The sequence below is a fragment of the Stutzerimonas stutzeri genome (assembly GCF_002890895.1).
Taxonomy (GTDB): domain Bacteria; phylum Pseudomonadota; class Gammaproteobacteria; order Pseudomonadales; family Pseudomonadaceae; genus Stutzerimonas; species Stutzerimonas stutzeri_AB.
This window is the reverse complement of record NZ_POUL01000003.1, coordinates 496,027-522,277: the sequence shown is the minus strand read 5'-3', so window position 1 is coordinate 522,277 and position 26,251 is coordinate 496,027. Positions and strand designations below refer to the sequence as shown.

Genomic DNA, 26,251 nt, shown 5'->3' with positions numbered 1-26,251 from the left:
TCAGCGCTTGCTGGCGTAGTTCTTCAGTTCCAGCTTGGCGATGGTGTCCAGATGCACCTCGTCCGGGCCGTCGGCCAGCCGCAGGGTCCGCTGGTGCGCCCAGGCTGCCGCCAGGAAGCTGTCCTGGCTGACACCCTTGGCGCCATGGACCTGAATCGCACGGTCCAGCACCCGCAGCGCCATGCTCGGTGCGGCGGCCTTGATCATCGCAATCTCCTGACGTGCCACCTTGTTGCCAACGGTGTCCATCATGCGTGCCGCCTTCAGCGTCAGCAGGCGGGTCTGTTCGATTTCGATACGGGACCGGGCGATGTCCTTGCGGATCGAGTCGAAGTCAGCCAGCGGCTTGCCAAACGCGACACGCGAATGCACGCGCTCGCACATGGCTTGCAGGGCACGCTCGGCCACGCCGATGGTGCGCATGCAATGGTGAATGCGCCCTGGGCCGAGCCGCCCCTGGGCGATCTCGAAGCCGCGGCCCTCGCCGAGCAGCATGTTGCTGGCAGGCACGCGGACGTTGTTGTAATGGATTTCGGCATGGCCATGAGGCGCATGGTCGTAACCGAACACGTGGAGCGCACGGACGATCTCGACGCCCGGTGTGTCCAGCGGCACGAGGATCATCGACTGTTGCCGATGCCGCTCGGCCGAGGGATCGGTCTTGCCCATGACGATGGCGATCTTGCAGGTGGTGGTCATTGCGCCCGACGACCACCACTTCTGCCCGTTGATCACGTATTCGTCGCCTTCGTGGCGGATCTCGCAGGCGATGTTGGTTGCGTCGGATGACGCAACGTCGGGTTCGGTCATGGAGAAGCAGGAGCGAATCTCGCCGTTGAGCAGCGGCTTGAGCCACTGTTCCTGCTGCTCGGGCGTGCCGTAGCGCGCCAGGACTTCCATGTTGCCGGTATCCGGCGCTGAGCAGTTGAACACCTCGGCGGCGACATGGGAGCGGCCCATGATTTCGCAGAGGTGCGCGTACTCGAAATTGGTCAGTCCGGCGCCGTGTTCGCTTTCCGGCAGGAACAGATTCCACAAACCTTGCGCTCGGGCCTTGAGCTTCAATTCCTCGAGGATCGGCGGTGGTGCCCAGCGGTTGCTGGCGGTGGCGACCTGCTCGTGAAAGACGTGTTCGTTCGGGTAGATATGTTCATCCATGAACGCCGTGAGTTGCTGCTGGAGTTCCAGCGCATTGCCGGTCAGTTCATACATCGCCGTCTTCCTTCTTGTTGTTGGGCACGAGGAAATCCACAGGCACGCCTTGCGCCTGTTCGCTGCCAGAGCGTAGCCGGAAGGTCGCCTCGCCAATCGCCAGCAGGCGATCGTCCGCGTCGCGCACCTCACCCGAGCTATTGAAAATGCGTGTCCCACCGGCCCGTCGCCGACCAATGGCGCGTATCACACCGCCCGAGCATTGGCCGGTGAAGGTGGTGTTGAGCACCAGGGTGATGGCCTTGCGAACGCGTCCCGGATAAGGGCAATAGGTGCCAGCCTCCGCGAGCACCACATCCAGCAGCGCAGTCATCACGCCGCCATGAAGCACGCCGGCCATATTCAGATGACAGGCCTGCACATCGAGCTCGATCACGGCTTCGTCTTCGGTCCAGGACACCTGACGATAGCCAAGCACCTGATGAAAGCCAGGCAGGTCGCTGCCTCCACTGATGGGCAAATGATTGGTCCGGCTGTCATCGACCGGCAGCTCCGTTTCCTGACCGTTCATCGTGTCACTACCGCATAGCCACCGGCCGCTGCAGAACCGGAGCCTGGACCTTGCGTCTGGGTGTCTCTTGCATCGAGGCGCATGACGAGTCCTCTCGATTGTTTTTGTGGGGGAGTCCTCTTCTTTTCGAAGCTGGCATGCAGGAAACGCTGAGTCAATTCGGAATCCAGTTCCATCAGGCAGAATTATGATGCCCCACAAACAGAACCGTCTAAGCTCAACCTTTGCTGGACAGACCACGATCAATCAGTCGCTGCACACCGGACCTGTTATCGAGAAAGGCAGCGATAGCCTTCTGCTAGCGCTTGAAAAAGCTCCGCGCTATGTTAGCTTTCGAGCAGCTTTGCAAAAGTCAGTTCTGCTGTGCGAAACAAGCATGCGACGCACGTGATACAAAGATGGCCTCAGCCAGACAATTACAACAAGAGGACGCGTTATGAAATCCATGCTCAAAAAGCTACTCGTTCCCGCCGGTTTGTTAGCGATGGCGGTCTCTGCCATGGCTCCGCAGATGGCTGCCGCACAGGACGTCACCAAATGGCGCGTGCAATCGCATTGGCCGAGCGCCAGCAGCTCCTACCAGGACAGCCTTGTCAGACTCAAGAATGAAATCGAGCGGCGCACCGACGGGCGCCTGCAGTTGCAGTTATTCGAATCCGGCGCGCTGTTCAAACCGCAGGAAACCTTCAATGCCGTCAGCCGTGGCATCGTCCAGATGGGCACCATCTCTCCCGGCTACGCGCAGGACAAGATGACCCTCGCCGGTATCGCTTCCGGCCTGCCCTTCGCCTTCCAGAATGTCTGGGAGGCTGCCTACTTCCATAAGCAGATGGGCTTCGAAGACATGCTTCGTGAAGAAGCCGCGCAACACGGCGTCTACTGGTCGACCGACAAGGTCTACCCAACCGAGATGGTGGTGAAGAAGCCAATCAACAGCTGGGAAGACTTCACCAAGCTGAAGATTCGTTCATCCGGTGCGCTGCAGAAGTTTCTCGACGAGGCTGGTGCCTCGACCACCTATCTGCCTGGCGGCGAACTGTACCCGGCGCTCGATACCGGCGTGGTTGATGGTGCCCATTGGGGTGCCGTGCAAGGTGCCGCCAGCATGAGCTTCTACGAAGTGGCGAAGAATCACGTGCGACCCGCACTGAACATCGCCGGCACCGATGTGATCATCATCAGCCAGAAGGCGCTGGACAAGCTGTCCGAGCGCGACCAGGAGATCGTCAAACAGATCCTCGATGAGCAGTTCTGGTACCGCACCAACGAGTACCTGTACCAGGAACAGATCGCCTTGCAGAAGGCCATCAAGGAACAGGGCGTGAAGGTCAACGTACTGCCGGATGACGTCCAGGCGCGGCTTCGTGAAGTCGCGAAAAAGACCTGGGAAGAAGAAGGCAAGCGTAGCGACAAGTCGGCTGAAGCCTTGCAAAAGCTCAAGACCTTCCTCAGTGACCTCGGTTACCAGTAACCCCCTCGCCTGACCCACTCCCGACGCGGTCACGCGTCGGGGGTGCGATTCGCTCAATCCTTGCTCGTGGGGCCCGTCATGCGCCTGATCCATGCCTACATCAACGGCATCACCCGGCTCAACGAATTCATCGGCCGCTGGGTGGCCTACCTGATCTTTCTTATCTTCGCGCTGCTGCTGCTCGAAGTGTTCATGCGCTACCTGTTCTCGAGCCCGACCTCCTGGACCAACGAATTCGGACAGATGTTGTTCGGCGCTTATGTGGTGCTATCCGGCGGCTACGTAATGGCGCACCGCGACCACGTCAACGTCGACCTGCTCTACGCCTCGTTCAGCCCGCGCACACGCGCCTGGGTCGACATCTTCACCTCCAGCATGTTTTTCCTGTTTATGGCCGCGCTGCTGTATTTCGGCAGCTCCATGGCCTGGGAGTCGGTTCAAGGCATGGAAACCTCCTACTCCGCCTGGAATCCGCCGATCTGGCCGATCAAGGCGATGATTCCACTCGGCACCTTGCTGTTGTTGCTGCAGGGTATTGCCAAGCTGTTGCAGGACATCCTTATTGCACTGGGCCGTGAATCGGTCAGCGATACCCGCCACGCGGGGGATGCGCCATGAGCATCGAAATCACCACGTTGCTGTTCTTCCTGACGCTGGTCTTCTTTCTTGTACTCGGGCTGCCGCTGGCCTTCGTGCTGGGCGGTGTCTCGGTGCTGTTCCTCTATTTCACCTGGGGCGTTGACGCCTTCTACATGGTCGCTTCGCAGATGTGGGGCACCATGGAAAGCTTCACCCTGGTGGCCATCCCGCTGTTCGTGTTCATGGCCATGCTGCTCGAACGAACCGGGGTGGCGCGCGACCTCTATCGCATGATGCACCTGTGGTGCGGCGGCATGCGTGGCGGGCTGGCGATCGGCACGCTGGGGATCTGTGCGGTGTTCGGCGCCATGGTCGGCATCAGCGGCGCGGCGGTCGTGGCAATGGGTACCATTGCCCTGCCGGCCATGCTCGAACGCGGCTATGACAAGCGCATGGTGCTTGGCTGCATCAACACCGGTGGCGGCTGGGGCATTCTGATTCCGCCGAGCATCATGATGATTCTCTACGCGATGATCAGCGGTCAGTCGGTCGGCAAAATGTTCGCAGCCGGCGTCCTGCCGGGCCTGTTGCTGGTTGGGCTGACAGTCACCTACGTGCTGGTGCGCTCGTTCCTGCAACCTCATCTGGCACCTGCACTACCCAAGGAAGAGCGAGGCAGTTGGGCCGAAAAGCTGCGCGCGGTGCGTGCCGTGCTGCTGCCCATCGGCATCGTGGTGATGGTGCTCGGATCGATCATCGGTGGTTTTACGACCCCGACCGAGGCGGCCGCCATGGGCGTGTTCGGTGCACTGATCTCCGCCGCCGTCTATCGCAAGCTGAACTGGCCAGTCCTGCAGGAAGCCGCTATCCGCACCTTCAAGCTGACCGGCATGATCGCCTGGATCCTGTTCGCGGCTCACGCGTTCAGCTCGGCCTATCAGGGCATGGGCGCGCAATCGCTGATCGAGGGCCTGATGATGGACCTGCCCGGCGGCCGTTGGGCAATCATCATCGTCATGATGGCGATCGTCTTCGTCATGGGCATGTTGCTCGATCCCGTCGGCATCATGCTGATCACCCTGCCGGTTTTCCTGCCGATCGTCGCTTCACTCGGCTTCGATCCGATCTGGTTCGGCGTGCTGTTCGTGATCAACATGGAGATCGGTTACATGACGCCGCCGTTCGGGTTTAACCTCTTCTACCTGAAAGGCATCGTCCCGCCCGGCATCACCATGAAGGACATCTACTGGTCGGTAATTCCCTTCGTGATCGTCAACATCATCGGCATGGGCATCATCATGCTGTTCCCCGAGATCGCGACCTATCTGCCGAACACGCTGTTCTGACCAAGCGCGTGGGAACAAAAAAGCCGGAGCAGATGCTCCGGCTTTTTCATGCGTGTCTATCAGATGATGTTCGCGTAGTCCGCTTCGATGCGGTCCAGGCTCAGGTGGTTGAGGAAGTTGGAGAAGCACATCCAGGCCGACAGCGCATTGAGGTCCTGGAACTGCTGCGGCAGGTACTTCGGCGGCGCCACCATACCCTCATCGACCAGCTGGCGCAGGGTGCGCATGTCTTCCAGCGTGGTCTTGCCGCAGAACAGCAGCGGGATCTGCTCCAGCTTGCCCTTACGCACCGCCAGCTGGATGTAGTTGTAGATCATGATGAAACCCTTCAGGTAGGACAGGTCCTTGGTGAAGGGCAAGCCATCGGGAGACGAGCCGCGAAATACGCGACTGGCATTGCCGTAGCTGTCGTCGTCGGAATAGCCCTGCTCGCGGAAAAAACCGAAGACGTCGAGAAAATCCGCACCCTCTTCCGCCATGTGGATGGCACGGGTACGGTTGGTGAGCTTGCGCAGGCGCGTCGGGTAGGAGGCGAAAGCGATGACCTCCATCAGGATCGCCAGGCCTTCCTGAGTCACGGTTGAGGACGGCGGGCCCTTGGCCAGGAAGGTGCATATCGGCTGGTTCTGCCCGTTAAGCGTGGTGCCGACATGGACCAGCCCCTCGTGGACTTCCAGCGCCCGTACGTCGCGTTCGTTGAACATCGCATCGCTGCGAATCTTGATGTAATCAGCGCCGGCGGCGGCATCGGCAAGAATGCCGTCTGATTCGAATACGCGAATCACGCCTTCACCCTCGCCAAACACCAGATCCAGCCGGCGCTGCAACAAGTCCACCGCCTGCGGTGCGGTAAGCACTTTGGCTTCGTCCTTGAGGTCGCCGCGGTCAGCAATGTTGTTCAGATAGTCGGACAGCATCAGTCCGAGGTCGGCGAGCGTCGGGTCACCGGCATGAAAGGCGTCAGAAGCAGCGCCGTAAAGCTCTTGGGAAATCAGGCCGAAATCGGCGGTGCCGCGTGCTTCGAGCATGCGGATCACCATCCGGTATTCCTTGCACATGCGCCGCATGATCTGCCCGACCGGGTTGAACTGGCCCAGTTGACGGGTGATGTCGCGTTCGATGTTCTGGAACTCTTCCTTCTTGGCGCTGGAATCAAAGCCAAGCGGACGGCCTTCGTAGTAAGCGCGGTCGACCTGAGGCAGCTCACGGGCGCCAGCGGCAAAAAAACCTTGGCGAATGCTGTCGTCCCATTTCACCGCATCAAGCACACGCAGCGGGGTCTGCGCTTCGACGATACGTTCGGACAGACCGCGCACCGTAAGCTGGTATTCATCCAGGTTGTTACGGGTATTCATCCGTACCTCGTCAGTGATGAGCCATAGCTTTCAACTTATACACCAGCGGACCGTGGCATTCCGGGCCCGGTTCGCGAACTGCCTGCTGGGCGTATAGAAGTGTGTCGGCCGGCACTAAGCAATCTGTACCCAGCCGAAACCGCGAACTGGCTTACCCAAGCCTTGGCACATCAGCCTGGGCATGACCACGGCAATATGCCCACCTACCCTCTGCTGCAGTCACATCGCAGCGTGGGGATGACAGCCGCTCGACCAATTCGCCGGGCGGCTGGGCGCCTTGATCAGATCTCGGGACGCATGTGCGGGAACAGGATCACGTCGCGAATCGATGGCGAGTTGGTCAGCAGCATGACCAGACGGTCGATGCCGATACCTTCACCGGCTGTCGGCGGCATGCCGTATTCCAGCGCGCGGACGAAGTCGGCATCGAAATGCATGGCTTCGTCATCACCGGCATCTTTGTCACGAACCTGCGCGTGGAAGCGCTCGGCCTGATCCTCGGCATCGTTTAACTCGGAGTAGGCGTTGGCGATCTCGCGGCCGCCGATGAACAGCTCGAAGCGATCAGTGACGTTCGGATCGTCGTTGCTACGACGCGCCAGCGGCGAGACTTCGAACGGATAACGGGTGATGAACGTCGGCTGCTCAAGCTTGTGCTCGACCAACTCCTCGAAAATCATCACCTGCAACTTGCCCAGCCCTTCGAAGCCGAGCACCTTGGCGCCGGCCTTTTTGGCGATGGCTCGGGCGGTGTCGACGTCTTGCAGGTCGGCAGCGCTGATCTCCGGGTTGAACTTGAGGATCGCGTCGAACACGGACAGACGTGCAAAGGGCTCGCCGAAGTGGAACAGCTTGTCGCCGTACGGCACGTCGGTGCTGCCCAGGACCAACTGCGCCAGCTCGCGGAACAGTTCTTCGGTCAGATCCATGTTGTCTTCGTAGTCAGCGTAGGCCTGGTAGAACTCGAGCATGGTGAACTCGGGGTTGTGCCGGGTCGAAACGCCTTCGTTACGGAAGTTGCGGTTGATCTCGAAGACGCGCTCGAAGCCACCGACCACCAGGCGCTTGAGGTACAGCTCAGGGGCGATGCGCAGGAACATCGGCAGGTCCAGCGCGTTGTGGTGGGTCTCGAACGGCTTGGCCGCGGCGCCACCGGGGATGGTCTGCAGCATCGGCGTTTCCACTTCGAGGAAGTCGCGCTCGTTGAGGAATTTGCGGATGTGGCCGATCACCTGCGAACGCACACGGAAGGTGTGGCGGGTTTCCTCGTTGACGATCAGGTCGACGTAGCGCTGGCGATAACGCTGCTCGGTGTCGGTCAGGCCGTGGTGCTTGTCCGGCAGCGGACGCAGCGACTTGGTCAGTAGCCGTACGTCGGTCATCTCGACATACAGGTCGCCCTTACCGGAACGCGCCAGCGTGCCCTCAGCGGCAATGATGTCGCCCAGATCCCAATGCTTGATGGCTTCCAGCGTCTCGGCTGGCAACGTCTTGCGGTTGACATAGACCTGGATACGCCCGGTCATGTCCTGCAACACCATGAAAGCGCCACGGTTAAGCATGATGCGTCCAGCCACCTTCACCGGGATCGCCGCTTCTGCCAGCTCTTCCTTGGTCTTGTCGACGTATTTCAGCTGCAGGTCGTTGCAGTAGCTGTCGCGACGGAAGTCATTGGGGAAAACGTCGCCTTTGGCGCGTTCAGCAGCCAGTTTTTCCTTGCGCTGAAGGATCAGGCTGTTTTCTTCCTCGTGGATGGCGTGCTGGTTCAGCGGTTGTTCGCTCATGGTTTAAAAATGCCTGGATCGAATGAATGAATCCCGGGGAGGGCGTGTTGGCAGGCGTTTCACTTCAGCCCACCGTGACCTGCCCCTGTTTTGGTGGGCGGAAGCCCACCCTACATCTGGACACTTGGAACTCGAGTTGGGTGAGCTGAGCGGCGTTCCGCTTCAGCCCACCCACACTGGCCAAGGTCAGTCGCGTTAAAGCCCTTGCTTGAGACTGGCTTCGAGATACTGGTCGATGTCGCCGTCCAGCACCTTCTGGCAGTCGCTACGTTCCACGCCGGTACGTAAATCCTTGATGCGCGAGTCGTCGAGCACATAGGAGCGAATCTGATGACCCCAACCGATATCGGACTTGGTGTCTTCCAGCGCCTGGGAGGCCGCGTTGCGCTTCTGCATTTCCTGCTCGTACAACCGGGCCCGCAGCATTTTCATGGCGGTGTCCTTGTTGGCGTGCTGGGAACGCTCGTTCTGGCAGGCCACCACTGTGTTCGTCGGTACGTGGGTAATACGTACCGCCGAGTCGGTGGTGTTGACGTGCTGACCACCGGCACCGGAAGAGCGGTAGGTGTCGATGCGCAGGTCGGCCGGATTGATGTCGATCTCGACCCTGTCGTCGATCTCGGGCGAGACGAACACTGCCGAAAATGACGTGTGGCGGCGGGCGCCAGAGTCGAACGGACTCTTACGCACCAGCCGGTGCACACCAATCTCGGTGCGCAACCAGCCGAAGGCGTATTCGCCCTTGATGTGGACGGTAGCGCCCTTGATGCCGGCGACTTCACCTTCGGACAGTTCGACGATCTCGGCACTGAAACCGCGCTTGTCGGCCCAGCGCAGGTACATGCGCAGGAGAATGTTGGCCCAGTCCTGCGCCTCGGTGCCGCCGGAACCGGCCTGGATATCCAGGTAGCAGTTGTTCGGGTCCATTTCGCCGCTGAACATGCGGCGGAATTCCAGCCCCTCGAGGATGCCGCGCAGACGCTCCAGCTCGGCCGCGACGTCGTCTACGGCGCTCTGGTCATCTTCTTCGACAGCCATGTCGAGCAGGTCGCGGGAATCGGCCAGTCCACCTTCGAGATCGTCGATGGTTTCGACGATCTGCGCCAGGGTAGCGCGCTCGCGGCCCAGGTTCTGGGCGTACTCAGGTTTGTTCCAGACGTTCGGGTCTTCGAGCTCGCGGTTTACTTCAACAAGACGATCATGCTTCTGATCGTAGTCAAAGATACCCCCGAATTGACTGGGTGCGGTCGGACAGGTCCTTGATGCTGTTGAGGATCGGGTTGATTTCCATAGGTCGGCAGCTCTCAATCGGACGTTGCGAAAAGCCGGCGATTATAGCGCAGCTGACCGTGACTGACAGCCCACGCGGGACCGTCGGCGCGGCGAATGTCAAGCAGATTGACCAGGGCTCGTTGGAAAGGCGGCGTGCTCGCCGCCCGATTTGGGATCAGGCGGAAACGCCGCGCACCTGGCTTTCCAGTTCGGCCTTCAACTGCGGATCGAGCTTCAGCTGCCGGGCCAGCTCATCCAGGTAGGCGCGCTCCATGAACTGCTCCTCATCCACCATCAAGACACTGGCAAGGTACATCTCCGAAGCCATTTCAGGTGTAGTGGCAGCCGCGGCCACATCTACTGGATCGAGCGGCTTGTTCAGCTCCGCCTCAAGCCAGTGCTGCAATTCAGGGTCGTCAGTGAGCTGGGCCAGCTCGGCCTCGATCATCTTACGCTCCTGATCGTCGACATGACCGTCGGCTTTAGCCGCAGCGACCAGCGCCTTGAGGATGCCACGACTGTGCACTTCAACCTGGTCTGGCGGAAGTCGGTCGACCGTCTTCGGCTCAGTGCGCGATGCGCTCGCAGCTGCTGCGGTACCCTGTTGAGCCTGCTGCGCCTGCCAGTTGCCATAGGCTTTGTAGGCCAGCATGCCGAGTGCGGCCAGACCACCATAGGTGACAGCCTTGCCACCCATGCGACGTCCGCTTCGGCTGCCCAGCAACATGCCGAGCGCACCGGTCGCCAGCGCACCCTTTCCACGCCCGCCAGCGCCTCCAAGCAGGCTACCCAGAGGCCCACCTGCGCCGGAGAGCATGTCGCCGAGCGAGCCGCCGCTGGTACTGTTGGTATTACCGGGGCGCGTAACCGAGCCCTGCTGCTTCTGCAGAAGATCCTGCCCGGATTTGAGCAGTTGATCGAGCAAACCGGAGGTTTTCATGAAAATACCTGTATACGAAGTGATGGATTAATCGAGCGAATCGGGAACCTGTCGGATCGGCGTATTGCGGTGGGCCGCACGCACATACTGGGCAGGCCAGGGCACCGAGCTGTTACGAAGATCTTCGGCGGCATGTAGCGGCCAGTACGGATCACGCAACAGCTCACGGGCCAGCAGGATCAGGTCGGCCTGGCCGGTGCGCAGAATGTGTTCGGCCTGGACAGCCTCGGTGATCATGCCGACGGTGCCGGTGGCGATACCCGCCTCGCGGCGGACCTGCTCGGCGAACTGGGTCTGGTAGCCCGGCCCAACCGGGATCTCCGCGTTGACCGCCGTGCCGCCCGACGAGACGTCGATCATGTCGACGCCCAGCGTCTTTAGCCGGCGCGCCAGTTCGACGGTTTCTTCCGAGTTCCATCCGTCCTGGACCCAGTCGGTTGCGGACAGGCGAACGAACAGCGGCAACTCTTCCGGCCATACCGCCCGTACCGCCTCGGTCACCTCCAAAAGCAGCCGGATGCGGTTTTCAAACGAGCCGCCATAGGCATCCTGGCGCTGGTTGGACAGCGGTGAAAGGAACTGATGCAGCAAGTAGCCGTGGGCGGCGTGTATTTCGGCAATATTGAAGCCAGCCGCGAGTGACCGCTCGGCAGCGCGAATAAACGCCTGAATGACATCCTGAATCCCCGCCACGTCGAGTGCGGTTGGAACCGCATGTTCCGGGTCGAATGCAATGGTCGACGGACCTACCGGGGTCCAGCCTCCGGCAGCGATGGGGACGCTGCCATGCCGCCCAAGCCAGGGCTGCCAGGTGCTGGCCTTGCGGCCGGCATGAGCCAGCTGAATCCCAGCGACGGAGCCCTGAGCCTCGATGAAGCGTGTGATTCGCCGAAGCGGCTCGATATGTTCGTCAGACCATATCCCCAGGTCCTCAGGCGAAATCCGTCCATTGGCCGAAACAGCGGTCGCCTCGATGATCACCAGCCCTGCCCCGCCCACTGCGCGGCTACCCAGGTGCACCAGATGCCAATCGTTGGCCATACCGGCCTTGGCCGAGTACTGACACATGGGCGATACGGCAATGCGATTGGGCAGGGTCAGCTGGCGCAAGGTGAGCGGCTGGAAGAGCTGGGTCATGGAAACCTCGACTGCAGGGGATGCGTTTTTGGACATCCTTCAGTACAGACTGTTTCGGTGACTTTGCTCCTCCTGGATGGTGTTTACCGAGAATTCGGTGACCGCGTGTTGCACACCGGCGTGAGCCAACATTGATCGACCGCCGACATGACCTTCTGCGTACAAGGAGCGTCCACGCAAATCGCCGATCGCTATCCCAGCTCGGTCTTGTTCGGAAATATTGGAAGCTTGGGGGATGACAAACCACTCGCCATCCCCAGCAACTGCAGTTACGCCGCCTCTACCTCCACCGGTACGCCATTGAGTGCTGCGTTTCCCGACAAGGCATCGAGCTGGCGCTCGTCGGTGAGGTCGTTGGCACTGGCGCCCGGCTGGCGATTGGCAATCTCCAGCTGCGCACCGGGACGACCATGGCCCCAGCCATGCGGCAGGCTGACCACACCGGGCATCATCTCGTCGCTGACAGCCACTTCAACTTCGATCATGCCGACCCGCGAGCGTACCCGCACGCGCTGACCGTCAAGCAGCCCCAGCCGGCTCAGATCAGCCGGATTCATCAGCAGCTGATGGCGCGGCTTGCCCTTCACCAACCGGTGGTAGTTGTGCATCCAGGAGTTATTGCTGCGCACATGGCGGCGGCCTATCAGTACCAGCTGATCGGCCGGCGCCGCGATCGACGCCGCGAAACGCTGCAGATCACCGAGGAACAGCGGGGGCGCCGCCTGAACGCGCCGGCCTTCGGTTTTCAGTCGCCCGGCCAGATTGGGCTTCAGCGGACCAAGATCAAGCCCGTGCGGATAGTCACGCAGCCGGGAAAGACTCAAGTCCAGTTCGCTTTTCTCGCCATAAGGGCCGGCACGCAGGCCACGATCGATCATCTGTTCTGGCGCGACGGTGGGCTTGAGATCGCCGCCGGTGCGCGCCGCGAACGCCTTGGCCAAGCCGATGAAAATTTCCCAGTCATGCAGCGCACCCGCCGGCTTGCTGAGTACCGGCTCGTTGAAGCGGGTAACGTTGCGCACCGCGAACGTGTTGAAGGTGGTGTCGTAATGATCATGCTCCAACGGCGCCGTCGGCGGCAGGATCAGATCAGCGTAGCGGGTCGTTTCATTGATGTAGAAATCCACGCTGAGCATGAATTCCAGACCGTCGAGCGCCTGTTCCAGCTTGCGCCCGTTGGGTGTGGAAAGCACCGGATTGCCGGCTACCGTCACCAGCGCGCGAATCTGCCCGTCCCCTTCGGTAAGCATCTCCTCGGCCAGCGCTGAAACCGGCAGCTCGCCGCCGTATTCCGGCAGTCCTGAAACCCGGCTCTGCCAGCGGTTGAAGTGTCCGCCGGAGGTGTTTGCCACGAGATCCACCGCCGGCTCCGTGCACAGCGCGCCACCGACCCGATCCAGGTTGCCAGTGACCAGGTTGATCGACTGCACCAGCCACTGGCATAGCGTACCGAACGCCTGGGTCGAAACGCCCATCCGGCCGTAGCAGACCGCTTTGTCCGCCGCAGCGAAATCCCGCGCCAGTTGCCGAATCTGCACAGCCGGCACGCCGCAGCGCGGCCCCATTGCTTCCGCGGTGAAAGGTTTCACCGCCGCTCGGAGTTCATCCAGGTCCGCCACGGGAAGATGGCTGGCACGTGTAAGGTCTTCGTCAAAAAGCGTATTGAGCAGGCCGAAAAGCAGCGCCGCGTCTTCGCCCGGGCGGACGAACAGATGCTGATCGGCAATGGCTGCGGTTTCGCTGCGACGCGGGTCGACCACCACCAGCTTGCCGCCGCGTGTCTGCAGTGCCTTCAGCCGTTTTTCCACATCCGGGACGGTCATGATGCTGCCATTCGATGCCAGCGGATTACCGCCCAGTATCAGCATGAAGTCGGTGTGATCGATGTCTGGAATCGGGATCAACAGTCCGTGGCCGTACATCATCAGGCTGGTCAGGTGATGCGGCAGCTGATCGACCGAGGTGGCTGAAAAGCGATTGCGGGTTTTCAGCTGGCCCAGAAAATAGTTGCTGTGGGTCATCAGCCCGTAATTGTGCACGCTGGGGTTGCCCTGATAGACCGCCAGCGCATTATTGCCGTGACGCTCGCGAATCTCGGCGAACCGGTCTGCCACCAACGCGAAGGCTTCGTCCCACTCGATCGCCTGCCACTCGTTGCCCACCCGGCGCATCGGGTGGCGCAGGCGATCCGGATCGTTCTGGATGTCTTGCAACGCGACGGCCTTGGGGCAGATGTGACCACGACTGAAACTGTCCTGAGGGTCGCCCTTGATCGATACGATCTGCTCATCACGAGTTTCGATGGTCAGGCCGCAAATGGCCTCGCACAGGTGACAGGCACGGTGGTGCTGGGTCGTTTCGCTCATCGCGGGCTCCAGAGATTGTTCTTGTAATCAGAACACTCTAGGCCTGAGCCGGGCCTGCGCCAATCATGCACGCCCAGGCAAATAGCGCCCGATTCAGATAACCGATCTTGCTCAGGCCAGTCAGCGGAAGGCATGGGGGCCTGAAGCCCCAGCGGTCCGCAAACCGACACCACCTGCAGCAGCGAATCGCGCGAGTCTCTTGCGCCTTATATTGCGCAGGGTGCAGACCGAGCGGTCATCGCGCAGCGATATGCGCCACCAGCAACTGCACGCTTTCACGCCCGCGGAATTCATTGACGTCCAGCTTGTACGCCAGATCGGCCCAGCGCACCGTGGGGTTGGGCCAGAGTTCGCGGTCAATGTTGAACGCGATTCCATCGAGGGTCAGCGAGCCGCATTCGCTCTTGAGCACCATCTTCAGGTGCTTCTCGCCGACCAGCCGCTGCTGCACCAGCTGGAAAACGCCGTGAAACACTGGTTCGGGGAAGTGCTGCCCCCATGGCCCGGCGTTGCGCAGCGCCTTGGCCAGCTCTAGATGGAATTCCTCGACACTCAATTGGCCATCGGTCAGCAGACGCCCGGTGAGGTCGTCCTCACAGAGCTGACGACGCACCTCGGCATCGAATGCCGCGGCGAAGGCGCCGAAGTTAGCCTCGGGCAGCGACAGGCCAGCCGCCATCGCATGCCCGCCAAACTTGCTGATCAAACCCGGATGCCGCGCCGCAACCGCATCCAGCGCATCGCGGATATGAAACCCCGGCACTGACCGCGCCGAGCCCTTGAGCAGGCCTTCCCCAGCATCGGCGAAGGCGATGGTCGGACGGTGGTACCGCTCCTTGAGACGTGAGGCGAGGATGCCGATGACGCCCTGGTGCCAGTCCGGCTCGAACAAGCACAGGCCGAACGGCATGTCTTCAAGCGGCAGGTCTTTCAGCTGGGCCAGCGCCTCGCGTTGCATGCCCTGCTCAATGCCCTTGCGGTCCTGGTTGAGCTGGTCGAGCTGAACGGCCATGTCGCGCGCAAGCGCTTCGTCTTCGCAGAGCAGACACTCGATGCCTAAAGCCATATCGTCGAGGCGACCTGCCGCGTTCAAGCGCGGGCCCAGAATGAAGCCAAGATCGGTCGAGGTAATGCGGCTGTGATCGCGCCCGGCAACCTCCAGAATTGCCCTCAACCCCGGCCGTGCACGACCGGCACGGATTCGAGCCAAACCTTGATGCACGAGGATGCGGTTGTTTGCATCCAGCGGCACCACGTCAGCGACGCTGCCCAGCGCCACCAGATCCAGCAGCTCGGCCAGGTTCGGCTCCGCCCAGCCACTGCGGCTGAACCAGCCCCTCTCGCGAAGTGCCGCACGCAAGGCCAGCAACACGTAGAAAATCACCCCGACGCCAGCAATGCACTTGCTTGGAAAGGCGCATTCAGGCTGGTTGGGGTTGACGATGGCATCTGCCGCTGGCAATTCGGTACCAGGCAGGTGATGGTCGGTCACCAGGACCTTGAGGCCTGCCGCCTTGGCTGCCGCTACGCCGTCGACGCTGGAAATGCCGTTATCCACCGTCACCAGCAGATCAGGCCGACGCTCGAGCGCCACGGTAACAATCTCTGGCGTCAGACCGTAGCCGTACTCGAAGCGATTGGGCACCAGATAATCCACGTGCGCAGCACCCAGCTGACGAAGGCCCAGCACACCCACGGTACTGGCGGTTGCGCCGTCGGCGTCAAAGTCACCCACGAACAGAATGCGCTGACGAGTTTCGATTGCTTCGACCAGCAGCGCCACAGCGGCGTCGATGCCCTTGAGTTGACCGTAGGGGATCAAGCGCGCCAAGCCTTTGTTCAGCTCGCTAATCGACTGCACGCCACGGGCGGCGTAGAGACGCGTCAACAGCGGCGGCAGGTCTCCCAGGTCGGGAAGCTGCTCGGGAAGGGGGCGAGGTTCGATACGCATCTGTTGATTATCCGGTGCAGCGTGAAGTGGGTGACAGTCATAGCGGAGGGCGCAGGCTGGCCATAGCGGCGGACATGGTAGACGCTACCGCGCAGAGGCGGCTCCTGATTCCGATGGTCAGGCAGCCACGGCAGAAGTACCGACGCAGCAGGCGCCGCTTGAGCTGGCCGCAAGCATACAGCAATGAATTATTGCCGGGCTGCCCGCCGACGGTGTGCCCTATGATCAGGCATCGCGCATCAATGCTCTATCATCGTGACAACCGCGCAAGGCCAATACGAAACCCGCCATTACCCCGGAGACCGGCATGAAGCGCCTGCTACTTAATTGCGACATTGGCGAGAGTTTCGGAGCCTGGACAATGGGTCTGGACGCCGAAGTCATGCCTTTCATCGATTGTGCAAACGTAGCTTGTGGATTTCACGCGTCGGACCCGCAAATCATGCGCCGCACAGTGGCCCTGGCCACAGAGCATCAGGTCATGATCGGTGCGCACCCGGCCTACCCTGACCTGGCCGGTTTCGGGCGCCGCTCCATGGCTTGCAGCCCGGACGAGGTGGAGAACATGCTGCTCTATCAGATCGGCGCGCTGGAAGGCATCTGCCGCGCGGAGGGCAACCAGGTCAGCTATGTCAAACCCCACGGAGCTCTCTACAACGACATGATGCGCAAGCCCGAACTGCTTCGCGCGGTCATGAAAGCCGTCATCGCCTACTCGCCAACGCTGCCCTTGATGCTGATGTCGACCCGCGACAACAGCGCCGCCCAGACGCTGGGTGACGAGCTTGGCGTGACCCTGTGGTTCGAGGTGTTTGCTGACCGCGCCTATGATCCAGACGGCAGGCTGGTCTCCCGTGATCAGCCCGGCGCCGTACATCACGACACCGAGACGGTCGCCGCCCAGGCTCTGAGCCTGGCCATGGGCGAAGCGCTCGTCGCCAGCGACGGCAGCCCGCTGAGGCTGCTTGCCGACACCCTCTGCGTACACGGAGACAATGCCGGCTCTGTTGCCGCAGTCCAGCGGATACGCCTGGCACTCGAGAACCTGGCCGGATGAAGCCACGGATAGAGGTCGTCGGCATCGACTGTCTGATGCTGCGCCTGTTCGACGAGATCGACGAAGCCCACATGCCCTGGCTGCTCGCGGCAACCGGACGGCTGCGCGATGCCTTCGGTGAGGCGTTGCTAGATCTGGTGCCCTCCTACACCACCTTGCTGGTGCACTACGACCTGCGCCAGCTCGACGACGATCAGGCGCGTCAGCGAGTGGCCGAAGCGCTGCACAACCTGCAGCCAGACGCTTGCGGACAGGCGCGGGAACTGAACATTCCGGTGTGGTACGACCCGAGCGTAGGCCCCGAACTAGAGGCATTGGGCCAACGCAGCGGGCTCGGCATGGCGGGCGTGATCGAACGGCACAGCGCCCGCACCTACCAGGTTTTTGCGCTGGGATTTGCGCCGGGCTTCGCCTTCATGGGGCTGGTCGACGAATGCCTCGCCAGCCCGCGCCTGCAAACGCCGCGTAAGCGAGTCCCGGCCGGCAGCCTGGGTATCGCTGATCGCCAGACGGCCATCTATCCGCTGGTTTCTCCCGGCGGCTGGAACCTTATCGGGCGCAGCCCGACCCGCCTGTTTGATCGTGAGCTGGATGGCTACAGCATCTGGCAACCCGGTGGCAGGGTCCGTTTTCAGCCCATCGATCACGCCGAATTCGTCAGGCTAGGCGGAGACGACACGCCGTACGAGGTGACGTCATGACCCTGCTGATCGAGCGCAGCGGCGCCTTGGCCAGCTTGCAGGACGGCGGTCGATTCGGCGTCCGTCATCTTGGTGTGACCCAGGGCGGTGCTGCTGATTGGGTATCGCAATCCTGGGCCAACTGGCTGCTGGGTAATCCACTTCATGCCGCCACGGTGGAAATCACGCTCGGCAATCTGACTCTGCTCGCTGAGACAGATAGCTGCCTGGCCCTGTGTGGCGCCGACCTCGCGGCGACACTCGAAGGACAGCCCATCGCGCCGGGGCGCAGTTTCACCATCCGCAAAGGACAGCGTCTGCGCTTCGGCACGCCGCAACTGGGCGTGCGGGCCTATCTCGCCGCGCCGGGCGGATTCGCGGCGCCGCAACTCCTGGGTAGCTGCGCTACGGTGCGCCGAGAGGGACTCGGCGGCCTGCACGGCGATGGCCAGCCCCTGATCGACGGTGATCGGCTGATTTACAGTGGCGCCCCTGCTAGCGCACGCGAATTGGGCTCTGAACAGAACCCTCCACTGTTTAGCGATACGCCACTAGAGGTCGTGCTGGGCGCGCAGATCGGAGATTTCAGCGGCCAGAGCCTGTTCGACGTGTTCAACCGCCCTTGGACGGTCGACCAGCGTGCAGACCGTATGGGCATCCGCCTGCTGGGGCCAGTGCTGCGCAGTTCGCGGCAGTCGATGATTTCCGAAGGCGTGCCGCTGGGTGCTATCCAAGTGCCGCCGGATGGCCAGCCTATCGTGCTGCTCAATGACCGGCAAACCATTGGCGGTTACCCGAGGCTGGGCGCACTGACGCCACTTGCGGTGGCGCGCCTGGCGCAGTGCCTGCCCGGCACCGAGGTCCATTTGAAGCCGAAAGCCCTGCAGGCTGCGCAACGCGAGCAACGCCTGTTACTCGCCCAGTGGCAATAAGGGTGACAGCGGCGAGATACCACAGACGGCAGCCCGGCCTGTAGGAGCACGGTATGGGTAACCCGATCCTGGCGATCCTGATTCAGGCATGGGAGCCAATACAGTCGGCGAACGCCTTAGCCGCGCTCCCCAATCAGCCACTCAAGCGGCACTTCATGCTGGCCGCGCTCATCGGTGATGAACAATGAACCCTCACTGACCATCACGCTCCAGCTGATCGCCCTGGGCAAATCGCGCGCCACTGATTCCAGTGCCTCCTGCCCCACCGCCACCACGTTGATTTTTTTCAGGCTGCGCACGCTGTCGAGCACCTTCGTCTGCCATACCCGCAGATTCCCGTAAGCGACCAAGCTGAAGCGTTCCGCGCGGCGCGAGCACCAGGTGATCCGCTCAGCATCCGGCTGGCCGACTTCGATCCAGTGCAGCACGCGGTCATCGAGGCTCTTTTCCCACAACGCGGGTTCATCGACATCCGACAGCCCCCGACCGAAGGCAAGCTTTTCGTCATACCAGAGCACGTAGGCGATCAGCCTTGCGACCAGGCGCTCCTCTGTCTCAGAGGGATGCCGAGCAACGGTAAAGCGCAGATCCTGATAAACGTGGCGATCAAGATCGGTGAGATTGATCTCGACCTTATACGGTGTGGCTTGCAGGGCCATGACAGCTCCGGACGGGAAAAAGGAGACGCAGTTTAGCGTATCGGCACAATTTCAGAGCCGCTCGTAGCACGCCTTTCAATGCCATAACGAGCAGGAAAAATCCGACGAACGTTATTTGACAATCGTTCTCATTATATTTAGCATCCACCACATTCGCAGACCCAACGGGTAGTTCATATGTACGTGTGTCTTTGCCAGGGCGTTACCGACGGCCAGATCCGTGAAGCCATCTATGAAGGTTGCTGCAGCTATCGTGAAGTGCGAGATGCCACTGGCGTTGCCACCCAATGCGGTAAGTGCGCCTGCGTCGCCAAACAGGTTGTTCGCGAAACCCTGAGCGATATACAGAACGCCAGCGCCTCCCTTGCTTACCCAGCGGGATTCTCACCCGCCTGATCCACATCGATTTACCCGAGCCGGGCACATGCCCGGCTTTTTTCTGCCCGCGAATCAAGGCCTTGGCCGCCAGTCGCGGAACAGACTTATTCTTATTTCGCTTTACCCTTTATCATTCAAGGACTTAGGTTTGACAGCACCTAGGTTCGTGGCCAGACTGCGCTTATTAACGAACCCGATTCGACGCAGGGCACCGACATGAAAGGCGACAAGCTGGTCATTCAGCATCTGAACAAGATTCTTGGCAACGAACTGGTCGCAATCAACCAGTACTTCCTGCATGCACGCATGTACGAAGATTGGGGCCTCGGCAAGCTCGGCAAGCATGAGTACAAAGAATCCATCGACGAGATGAAGCATGCGGACAAGCTGATCAAGCGCATCCTCTTTCTCGAAGGCCTGCCCAATCTGCAGGATCTGGGAAAGCTGCTGATCGGTGAAAACACCCGCGAGATGCTCGACTGCGACCTCAAGCTCGAGCAAGGCGGCATACAGGATTTGAAGGTTGCCATCGCCTATTGTGAAAGCGTCGGCGATTACGGCACCCGCGAGCTGCTTGAAGACATTCTTGAATCCGAAGAAGAACACATCGACTGGCTGGAGACTCAACTGAGCCTGATCGGCAAGGTTGGCATGGAGAACTACCTCCAGTCGCAGATGGACGAGTAAACCGTCGCTTTTCAACGAAAACGGGAGCCTAGGCTCCCGTTTTCTTTATTGCCTGACGCAACTGAACGTCACATCACGCTGAAATATCGAAGCTTGCCTAAACGTAGGCATAAAAAAACCCGCTCTTTAGCGGGTTTTTCGGAGTAGCTATCAAGCGCCAGCTTTTTCAACGGCTTGCTTGATCAGCGGTTGCAACTCGCCCTTTTCGAACATCTCAAGAATGATGTCGCTGCCACCGACCAACTCGCCATCCACCCACAACTGGGGAAAGGTCGGCCAGTTGGCATATTTCGGTAGATTGGTACGAATTTCAGGATTTTGCAGGATGTCGACGTAGGCGAACTTCTCACCACAGCCCATCACAGCCTGGGTCGCACGGGCGGAAAAGCCGCACTGCGGTGCATTGGGCGAGCCTTTCATGTAAAGCAGCACCGGGTTCTTTTCGATCTGCTCTTTGATGGTTTCGATGATATCCATGGGGCACCTCGGCTAGTCTCGGTTGCCGCGCATTGTACAGAACAGCAGCCTAAAAGCCGAGTCGCGGGCTCGGCTTTTATTAACGCTCGTGCAGCACAGCTTCCCTGAAGCGCACGATTCTGGCGCGCTGAGGCCGATTTGCGCCGGCTGAGGCTTTCTGGATAAGATCGCGCCTTTCCCGTTTCGTCGCCATCTATGCGACCCCTGTCGTAGGCCCTTCTATTTCGTCGAAATCTCCGGCCTCGACTGCGGCAATGAAAGGTAGTTGATATGAGCGCAAGGCACTTTCTCTCACTGATGGACTGCACGCCCCAGGAGCTGTTAGGCCTGGTCCGTCGCGGCATCGAGCTGAAGGATCTGCGCGAGCGCGGCATTCTGTTCGAGCCGCTGAAAAACCGCGTTCTGGGCATGATTTTCGAAAAAGCTTCGACCCGCACGAGACTGTCTTTCGAAGCAGGAATGATCCAGCTCGGCGGCCAAGCCGTATTCCTTTCACCGCGCGACACGCAGCTGGGTCGCGGCGAACCGATCAGCGACTCCGCCATCGTCATGTCGAGCATGCTCGACGCCATCATGATCCGCACTTTCGCTCATTCAACGCTGACCGAGTTTGCGGCGAACTCTTCGGTACCGGTAATTAACGGCCTGTCGGATGATCTGCACCCTTGCCAATTGATGGCCGACATGCAGACGTTTCATGAGTTGCGCGGCAGTATCGCGGGCAAGACCGCAGCGTGGATCGGCGACGGCAATAACATGTGCAACTCCTATATGGAGGCGGCGCTTCAGTTCGATTTCCAGCTGCGTATCGCTTGCCCTGAGGGCTACGAGCCCGACAGCGAGCTGCTTGCGCAGGCCGGTGACCGGGTGCAGATATTCCGCGACCCACGCGAAGCAGTGGCTGGCGCGCACCTGGTCAGCACCGACGTTTGGGCCTCCATGGGCCAGGAAGATGAAGTCGCCGCACGCATGGCCACCTTCCGGCCGTATCAGGTCGACCGGGCCTTGCTCGACGCGGCCGCTGAAGACGTTCTGTTCATGCATTGCCTGCCGGCACATCGCGGCGAAGAAATCAGCCACGATGTGCTCGACGACAAGCGTGCAGTCGCCTGGCAACAGGCCGAAAACCGTCTGCATGTGCAGAAAGCCCTGCTTGAGTTTCTGGTCGAGCCGGCTTACCACCACGCATGAGCCATGAGCCGCTGCTCCACCTGCGCGACCTCGCCTGCGGTTATGGCGAACAGAGCATTGTGCAGAACCTCAATCTGCACCTGAATCGCGGTGATATCGGCTGCCTTCTCGGGCCATCCGGTTGCGGTAAGACCACTACGTTACGGGCTATCGCCGGATTCGAGCACGTCAACGATGGTGAGATCCAACTAGGCGGCGAAGTGCTTTCGCGGCGAGGTTTCACCTTGGCACCCGAGAAGCGCCGGGTCGGCATGGTGTTCCAGGACTATGCCCTTTTCCCGCATCTGACGGTGACCGAAAATATCGCCTTCGGGATTCGCAAGCATCCGCAATCGCAACGCATCGTGCGCGAAATGCTCGATCTGGTGCATCTCTCCCCGCTCGGCAAGCGTTACCCACACGAGCTCTCCGGCGGCCAGCAGCAACGCGTTGCGCTCGCCCGAGCACTTGCACCCGAGCCGGAACTGCTCCTGCTAGATGAACCGTTCTCCAACCTCGACGGCGACCTGCGCCGACGCTTGAGCCATGAAGTCCGCGAGATTCTGAAGGCGCGTGGTACCAGCGCGATCCTCGTCACCCACGATCAGGAAGAAGCCTTCGCCGTCAGTGACCAGGTCGGCGTATTCAAGGATGGTCGGCTGGAACAGTGGGACACCCCTTTCAACCTCTACCATGAGCCGCTTACACCTTTTGTGGCGAGCTTCATCGGCCAGGGCTACTTCATTCGTGGCCAGCTGATCGACCCGGAGACGGTGCAGACCGAACTGGGCGTCATTCGCGGCAACCGCGCCTACACCATGCCGGCTGGCAGCTCAGTGGACGTTCTGCTGCGTCCGGATGACATCGTCTACTCACCGGAGAGCAGGCTCAAGGCGCTCATTGTTGGCAAGACTTTCCTTGGTGCCTCGACCTTGTATCGACTGCAGTTGCCTACCGGCAATCAACTCGAGGGAATATTTCCCAGCCACGCGGACTACCCGACCGGCCAGGAAGTGGGCATTGGCATCGCTGCCGACCATCTAGTGGTGTTCCCGGCGCAGGGCAGCGTGGCCGCCTATGAAAAACTGCCAGAAGCGGGCGTGCGGCGTTACAGCAGCAACGTTTGAGCTCAGCCCCCGCCGTTACTCCTCTGACCGAATCTCCATCGCCTCGCCGCCGCGTGATTTGAGGCGTCGCGCCCTGAAGAACTCAGTCAGTATCTCGCTGCAACGCTCCGCAGCGACGCCACCTTCGATCAACACCCGATGATTGAGAAAATCCTGGGAGAAAAACTGGCCCCGACTGACCGCAACCCCCGCCTTGGGCTCCGTTGCGCCGTATACCACTCGTTGCACGCGTGAATGGACGATCAAACCCGCGCACATACTGCAGGGCTCGAGCGTCACGTACAGCGTGCTCTCCGGTAAGCGATAGTTCTCCAGCTTCGACGCTGCGTCGCGAACAGCGACCATCTCAGCGTGGGCGCTCGGGTCGTGGCTCGAGATCGGGCAATTGAAACCCCTGCCAATTATCTGGCCGTTGTGTACCACCACCGCACCGACCGGGACTTCCCCGAGTCTTGCCCCTTCGGCGGCAAGGGCCAACGCCTCGCGCATGAATTCATCATCACGGGAACGGTCGATGATCATAGGTCTTTTCATTTATTCCGTCCGGCTACTACTGCCCTCAAACCACTTCAATCGCCGCCATCAATCCGGTTTCCATGTGATCGATGACGTGGCAGTGGAACATCCACACCCCGGGATTATCCGCCACCAGCGCGATTCTTGCCGTCTCGTTCTTGCCGAGCAGGTAGGTATCGGTATACCAGGGATCGATGCGCTTTCGGTTGGACGAAATGACCTTGAATGTCAGCCCGTGCAGATGGATTGGATGCTGATACTGGCTGAGGTTGCGCAGCTCGAATATGTAATGACCGTCTTTCTTCAATGTAGCAATCGGGCGGTCCGCACAGGTCTTATCGTTGATGTCCCAGGCCTGGCCGTTGATCTGCCAGAACGTGAAGGTATCGCCCTGCCCGGCATCACTGGACAGGGTGCCAGCCCATTCGAAATTAAAACGCAGGGTTTCCGCTCGCTGCAGGTCCGGCTCTGCAACCGGATTGGCAGGCAGCGGTGCAGGCCAATCGCCTTCGACCTCGGCGGTAGCCACGGAGGCGAGCGTCGCCAGCCGCAGCGGGCCATTACGCAAGGACAGCGCTTCCCCGGCAGGCGGGACTTTCACCGCCAGATCAATACGCATGCCTGGGCCGAGCCAATAGGTTTTACCTAACGGGCGCGGAGCAACCGGGTTGCCATCGATCGCGTAAATACGCGCGTCGCCACCTGGCAGGTTCACTCGGTAGGTCACGGTGTTGGTGAGATTGATGAGGCGCAAGCGCACTACTTGGCCTGCCGGCAACTCAAGGGTCGGCGCGTGCTCCCCGTTGACGGTCGAGAGCACACCAGGCGTCCCTCCCCGCGCGGCCTCACGGGGCACGCTGAAATCGGTGAATGCGCCTTGCTTGTCGATATGCCAGTTTTTCAGGCTCAGCGTTCGCTCATGACGAAAGCCGCTCGGCTCGCGTTCTTCGACAATCAAGGGCCCCACCAGCCCACGCCCCAACTGCTCGGCGCTCGAAGTGTGCGGGTGATACCAGAAACTCCCCGCATCCGGGACCTGAAAGAGGTAGTCGAACGACTCCCCGGGCAATACGGGCAATTGCGAAACATACGGCACCCCGTCCATGTTCAGCGGCAGGCGGATGCCGTGCCAATGAATCGTAGTGGGCTCGGGTAGATGATTGATAAAGCGCACTCGCAGCCATTCGCCCTGCCTGGCGCGCAGCTCCAAGCCAGGCGCTTGTCCGCCGTAGCACCATGCTGGGGTCTTGGTGCCTGCGATAAGCTCGATATCGGCTGGAGCGGCGATCAGCTCGTAATCGTGGGTCACAGGATCGGCGGGCCGCCCGATCCAGTACCGTGCTCCGCCACCGACAACGCCCAACGTAGCGAGCCCAGCCAACCCAACCAGCATCTTTCTTCGGGTAAAAGTCATTTCTTTCTCATCAAAAACTGCACGAGCCGTTACACCAGTAACTAGATTGGAATCGCTCGCATTTGCGACATGCTACAGCTTCGCGGGCCAACTCGCAGCCGGGCTAGACGCACAGCGAACCCGTTGATCAATAGAAGCGAACCCTTGCGCCTGATCCCGCGTCTACTGCGGAGACACTCATTCCAATTGAGGAGGCGCCATGCACCCCACAGCAGCCCAAGCCAAGGGTGAAGTCAGCAGAGGCATTACCTGGCTCGCTCGTAGCGGCTACGCCGCCAGAGGCGTTGTCTATCTGATCATCGGTATATTCGCCTTCATGGCCGGCATCGGTAGCGGTAAAACTGTTGGTACCAAAGGTGCCATTCAGCAATTGTTAGGGCAGCCCTTCGGGCAGACCTTGCTCTGGATCATGGTTGTCGGCCTCGTGGCCTACGTGGCGTGGCGACTGACGCAGGCAATAACCGATCCGGAAGGCCATGGCACCGACGGCAAGGGATTGCTGATCCGCGCTGGTCTCGTCGGCAGCGCCGTGACCTATACCTTGCTTGCGCTGTTTACCCTTGGGCTGCTTGGCAGTTCCATTGGCAGCTCCGGGAGCGGTGGTGGCTCAGGTGGCGGCGACTTCCTGTCTGGCGTACTTGGATGGAAATACTCGAACTATCTAATCTACCTGGTTGCGCTTGTGCCGCTTGGCGTCGGTATCGCCCACATCATCAAGGGCTGGAAAGCCAAGTTCGAAAAGTATTTCTACGCCTCTGAACACGTCATGAAATGGGTTCGCCCGATTTCTCGGGCCGGCCTTATTGCCCGCGGCGTTGCCTTTCTGGTCGTTGCTGGCATGCTTTTCACTGGCGGCAGCCGCTACGAGCCAACCGATCCGCCGGGGCTGGAGGACGCCCTGAATGCTCTGCAGAATCTGCCGTTTGGGGCATTTTGGCTTTCGCTGGTCGGCCTTGGGCTGGTCGCATTTGCGGTTTACAGTTTTTCCGAAGCCATCTGGCGCCGTATCGACACGCCCGCCGTCATGCACTGATTGAACGCTGCAAAGTAGAAGCCCCGGCACGTCGGGGCTTCTGCTCGCCAAAGTGGTCCGGGAATGGAGCGGCTGAGTTACCTTCCACGCGGACACGACCACCCTACTGTCCCCTCAGGAACACGACTGAGCTAAGAAAGTCTTGTTTGAAAGCGAGTGAAGGCGGGATCGCCAGCGTTTACGCAGGCTCTCCAAAC

Annotated in this window: 24 protein-coding genes; 11 read left to right on the top strand and 13 right to left on the bottom strand. The window is 60.7% G+C overall.

Annotation, left to right across the window (positions count from 1 at the left end; translation table 11 throughout):
• Both CXK96_RS08140 and CXK96_RS08135 read right to left on the bottom strand, forming a co-directional pair.
• Positions 1–1,212: an acyl-CoA dehydrogenase family protein gene (locus CXK96_RS08140; RefSeq protein ID WP_102835955.1), complete on the bottom strand. Its 1,212-nt coding sequence runs from the start codon at positions 1,210–1,212 to the stop codon at positions 1–3.
• Positions 1,205–1,723: a PaaI family thioesterase gene (locus CXK96_RS08135; RefSeq protein WP_102835954.1), complete on the bottom strand. Its 519-nt coding sequence runs from the start codon at positions 1,721–1,723 to the stop codon at positions 1,205–1,207. The genes CXK96_RS08140 and CXK96_RS08135 overlap by 8 nt, the downstream gene beginning before the upstream one ends.
• Before the next feature lie 436 nt (positions 1,724–2,159).
• Between CXK96_RS08135 and dctP the strand changes: the two genes are divergently transcribed.
• The 3 genes from dctP to CXK96_RS08120 all read left to right on the top strand — a co-directional run bounded on the left by dctP (position 2,160) and on the right by CXK96_RS08120 (position 5,119).
• Positions 2,160–3,194: a TRAP transporter substrate-binding protein DctP gene (gene dctP, locus CXK96_RS08130; protein WP_102835953.1), complete on the top strand. Its 1,035-nt coding sequence runs from the start codon at positions 2,160–2,162 to the stop codon at positions 3,192–3,194.
• Positions 3,195–3,272: 78 nt separating this feature from the next.
• On the top strand, positions 3,273–3,812 hold the full coding sequence (locus CXK96_RS08125) for a TRAP transporter small permease subunit (protein WP_102835952.1): 540 nt from the start codon (positions 3,273–3,275) through the stop codon (positions 3,810–3,812).
• A complete protein-coding gene (locus CXK96_RS08120) occupies positions 3,809–5,119 on the top strand; it encodes a TRAP transporter large permease (RefSeq protein WP_102835951.1) in 1,311 nt (436 codons plus the stop codon). The genes CXK96_RS08125 and CXK96_RS08120 overlap by 4 nt, the downstream gene beginning before the upstream one ends.
• A gap of 59 nt (positions 5,120–5,178) precedes the next feature.
• On the opposite strand, the gene CXK96_RS08115 is transcribed toward CXK96_RS08120, so the two are convergent.
• The 7 genes from CXK96_RS08115 to recJ form a co-directional block, all read right to left on the bottom strand.
• Positions 5,179–6,474: a flavohemoglobin expression-modulating QEGLA motif protein gene (locus CXK96_RS08115; protein ID WP_102835950.1), complete on the bottom strand. Its 1,296-nt coding sequence runs from the start codon at positions 6,472–6,474 to the stop codon at positions 5,179–5,181.
• A gap of 281 nt (positions 6,475–6,755) precedes the next feature.
• Positions 6,756–8,258 carry a lysine--tRNA ligase gene (gene lysS / locus CXK96_RS08110; protein ID WP_102835949.1) on the bottom strand — a complete coding sequence of 501 codons (1,503 nt, stop codon included), beginning with the start codon at positions 8,256–8,258 and terminating at the stop codon, positions 6,756–6,758.
• A gap of 195 nt (positions 8,259–8,453) precedes the next feature.
• Positions 8,454–9,549, bottom strand: a protein-coding gene (prfB, locus tag CXK96_RS08105) for a peptide chain release factor 2 (RefSeq protein ID WP_102835948.1) whose coding sequence is annotated in 2 segments (ribosomal slippage) — positions 8,454–9,476 and positions 9,478–9,549 — 1,095 coding nt in all. Because the reading frame shifts where the segments join, the coding sequence is not laid out codon by codon here.
• 156 nt (positions 9,550–9,705) lie between these two features.
• Positions 9,706–10,470: a tellurite resistance TerB family protein gene (locus CXK96_RS08100; RefSeq protein ID WP_102835947.1), complete on the bottom strand. Its 765-nt coding sequence runs from the start codon at positions 10,468–10,470 to the stop codon at positions 9,706–9,708.
• Positions 10,471–10,497: 27 nt separating this feature from the next.
• Positions 10,498–11,607, bottom strand: coding sequence for an NADH:flavin oxidoreductase/NADH oxidase (locus CXK96_RS08095; RefSeq protein WP_102836001.1), 1,110 nt, complete (start codon positions 11,605–11,607; stop codon positions 10,498–10,500).
• Positions 11,608–11,876: 269 nt separating this feature from the next.
• Positions 11,877–13,973 (bottom strand): molybdopterin oxidoreductase family protein, encoded by a 2,097-nt coding sequence (locus tag CXK96_RS08090; RefSeq protein ID WP_102835946.1) that lies wholly within the window; start codon positions 13,971–13,973, stop codon positions 11,877–11,879.
• Between the two features lie 235 nt (positions 13,974–14,208).
• Positions 14,209–15,924 carry a single-stranded-DNA-specific exonuclease RecJ gene (recJ, locus tag CXK96_RS08085; RefSeq protein WP_102835945.1) on the bottom strand — a complete coding sequence of 572 codons (1,716 nt, stop codon included), beginning with the start codon at positions 15,922–15,924 and terminating at the stop codon, positions 14,209–14,211.
• 307 nt (positions 15,925–16,231) lie between these two features.
• On the opposite strand from recJ, the gene CXK96_RS08080 reads away from it, so the two are divergent.
• Genes CXK96_RS08080 through CXK96_RS08070 form a run of 3 tightly spaced genes read left to right on the top strand, consistent with a single transcriptional unit; the run spans position 16,232 to position 18,593 of the window.
• Entirely contained in the window at positions 16,232–16,981 is a 750-nt protein-coding gene (locus CXK96_RS08080) for a 5-oxoprolinase subunit PxpA (RefSeq protein ID WP_102835944.1), read from the top strand.
• Positions 16,978–17,682, top strand: coding sequence for a 5-oxoprolinase subunit B family protein (locus CXK96_RS08075; RefSeq protein ID WP_102835943.1), 705 nt, complete (start codon positions 16,978–16,980; stop codon positions 17,680–17,682). The genes CXK96_RS08080 and CXK96_RS08075 overlap by 4 nt, the downstream gene beginning before the upstream one ends.
• Positions 17,679–18,593 (top strand): biotin-dependent carboxyltransferase family protein, encoded by a 915-nt coding sequence (locus CXK96_RS08070; RefSeq protein WP_102835942.1) that lies wholly within the window; start codon positions 17,679–17,681, stop codon positions 18,591–18,593. Before CXK96_RS08075 ends, CXK96_RS08070 begins: the two co-directional genes overlap by 4 nt.
• A 116-nt stretch (positions 18,594–18,709) precedes the next feature.
• Here CXK96_RS08070 and CXK96_RS08065 read toward each other — a convergent pair whose 3' ends face one another.
• Positions 18,710–19,252 (bottom strand): YaeQ family protein, encoded by a 543-nt coding sequence (locus CXK96_RS08065; RefSeq protein ID WP_102835941.1) that lies wholly within the window; start codon positions 19,250–19,252, stop codon positions 18,710–18,712.
• Between the two features lie 177 nt (positions 19,253–19,429).
• On the opposite strand from CXK96_RS08065, the gene CXK96_RS08060 reads away from it, so the two are divergent.
• Both CXK96_RS08060 and bfr read left to right on the top strand, forming a co-directional pair.
• Positions 19,430–19,648, top strand: coding sequence for a bacterioferritin-associated ferredoxin (locus CXK96_RS08060; protein ID WP_102835940.1), 219 nt, complete (start codon positions 19,430–19,432; stop codon positions 19,646–19,648).
• A gap of 198 nt (positions 19,649–19,846) precedes the next feature.
• On the top strand, positions 19,847–20,317 hold the full coding sequence (gene bfr, locus CXK96_RS08055; protein WP_102835939.1) for a bacterioferritin: 471 nt from the start codon (positions 19,847–19,849) through the stop codon (positions 20,315–20,317).
• A 150-nt stretch (positions 20,318–20,467) separates the two neighbouring features.
• On the opposite strand, the gene grxD is transcribed toward bfr, so the two are convergent.
• On the bottom strand, positions 20,468–20,794 hold the full coding sequence (gene grxD / locus CXK96_RS08050) for a Grx4 family monothiol glutaredoxin (protein WP_019341028.1): 327 nt from the start codon (positions 20,792–20,794) through the stop codon (positions 20,468–20,470).
• A 270-nt stretch (positions 20,795–21,064) separates the two neighbouring features.
• Between grxD and argF the strand changes: the two genes are divergently transcribed.
• Both argF and CXK96_RS08040 read left to right on the top strand, forming a co-directional pair.
• Positions 21,065–21,985, top strand: coding sequence for an ornithine carbamoyltransferase (gene argF, locus CXK96_RS08045; protein ID WP_102835938.1), 921 nt, complete (start codon positions 21,065–21,067; stop codon positions 21,983–21,985).
• Positions 21,982–23,091: an ABC transporter ATP-binding protein gene (locus CXK96_RS08040; protein WP_102835937.1), complete on the top strand. Its 1,110-nt coding sequence runs from the start codon at positions 21,982–21,984 to the stop codon at positions 23,089–23,091. Before argF ends, CXK96_RS08040 begins: the two co-directional genes overlap by 4 nt.
• A gap of 15 nt (positions 23,092–23,106) precedes the next feature.
• Here the strand turns inward: CXK96_RS08040 and tadA are convergent, their stop codons facing one another.
• Positions 23,107–23,625 carry a tRNA adenosine(34) deaminase TadA gene (tadA, locus tag CXK96_RS08035; RefSeq protein WP_102835936.1) on the bottom strand — a complete coding sequence of 173 codons (519 nt, stop codon included), beginning with the start codon at positions 23,623–23,625 and terminating at the stop codon, positions 23,107–23,109.
• A 25-nt stretch (positions 23,626–23,650) separates the two neighbouring features.
• Positions 23,651–25,021, bottom strand: coding sequence for a multicopper oxidase family protein (locus tag CXK96_RS08030; RefSeq protein ID WP_102835935.1), 1,371 nt, complete (start codon positions 25,019–25,021; stop codon positions 23,651–23,653).
• Between the two features lie 199 nt (positions 25,022–25,220).
• Here CXK96_RS08030 and CXK96_RS08025 point away from each other — a divergent pair, with 199 nt between their 5' ends.
• Positions 25,221–26,054, top strand: coding sequence for a DUF1206 domain-containing protein (locus tag CXK96_RS08025; RefSeq protein WP_102835934.1), 834 nt, complete (start codon positions 25,221–25,223; stop codon positions 26,052–26,054).
• The last annotated feature ends 197 nt before the right edge of the window (positions 26,055–26,251 follow it).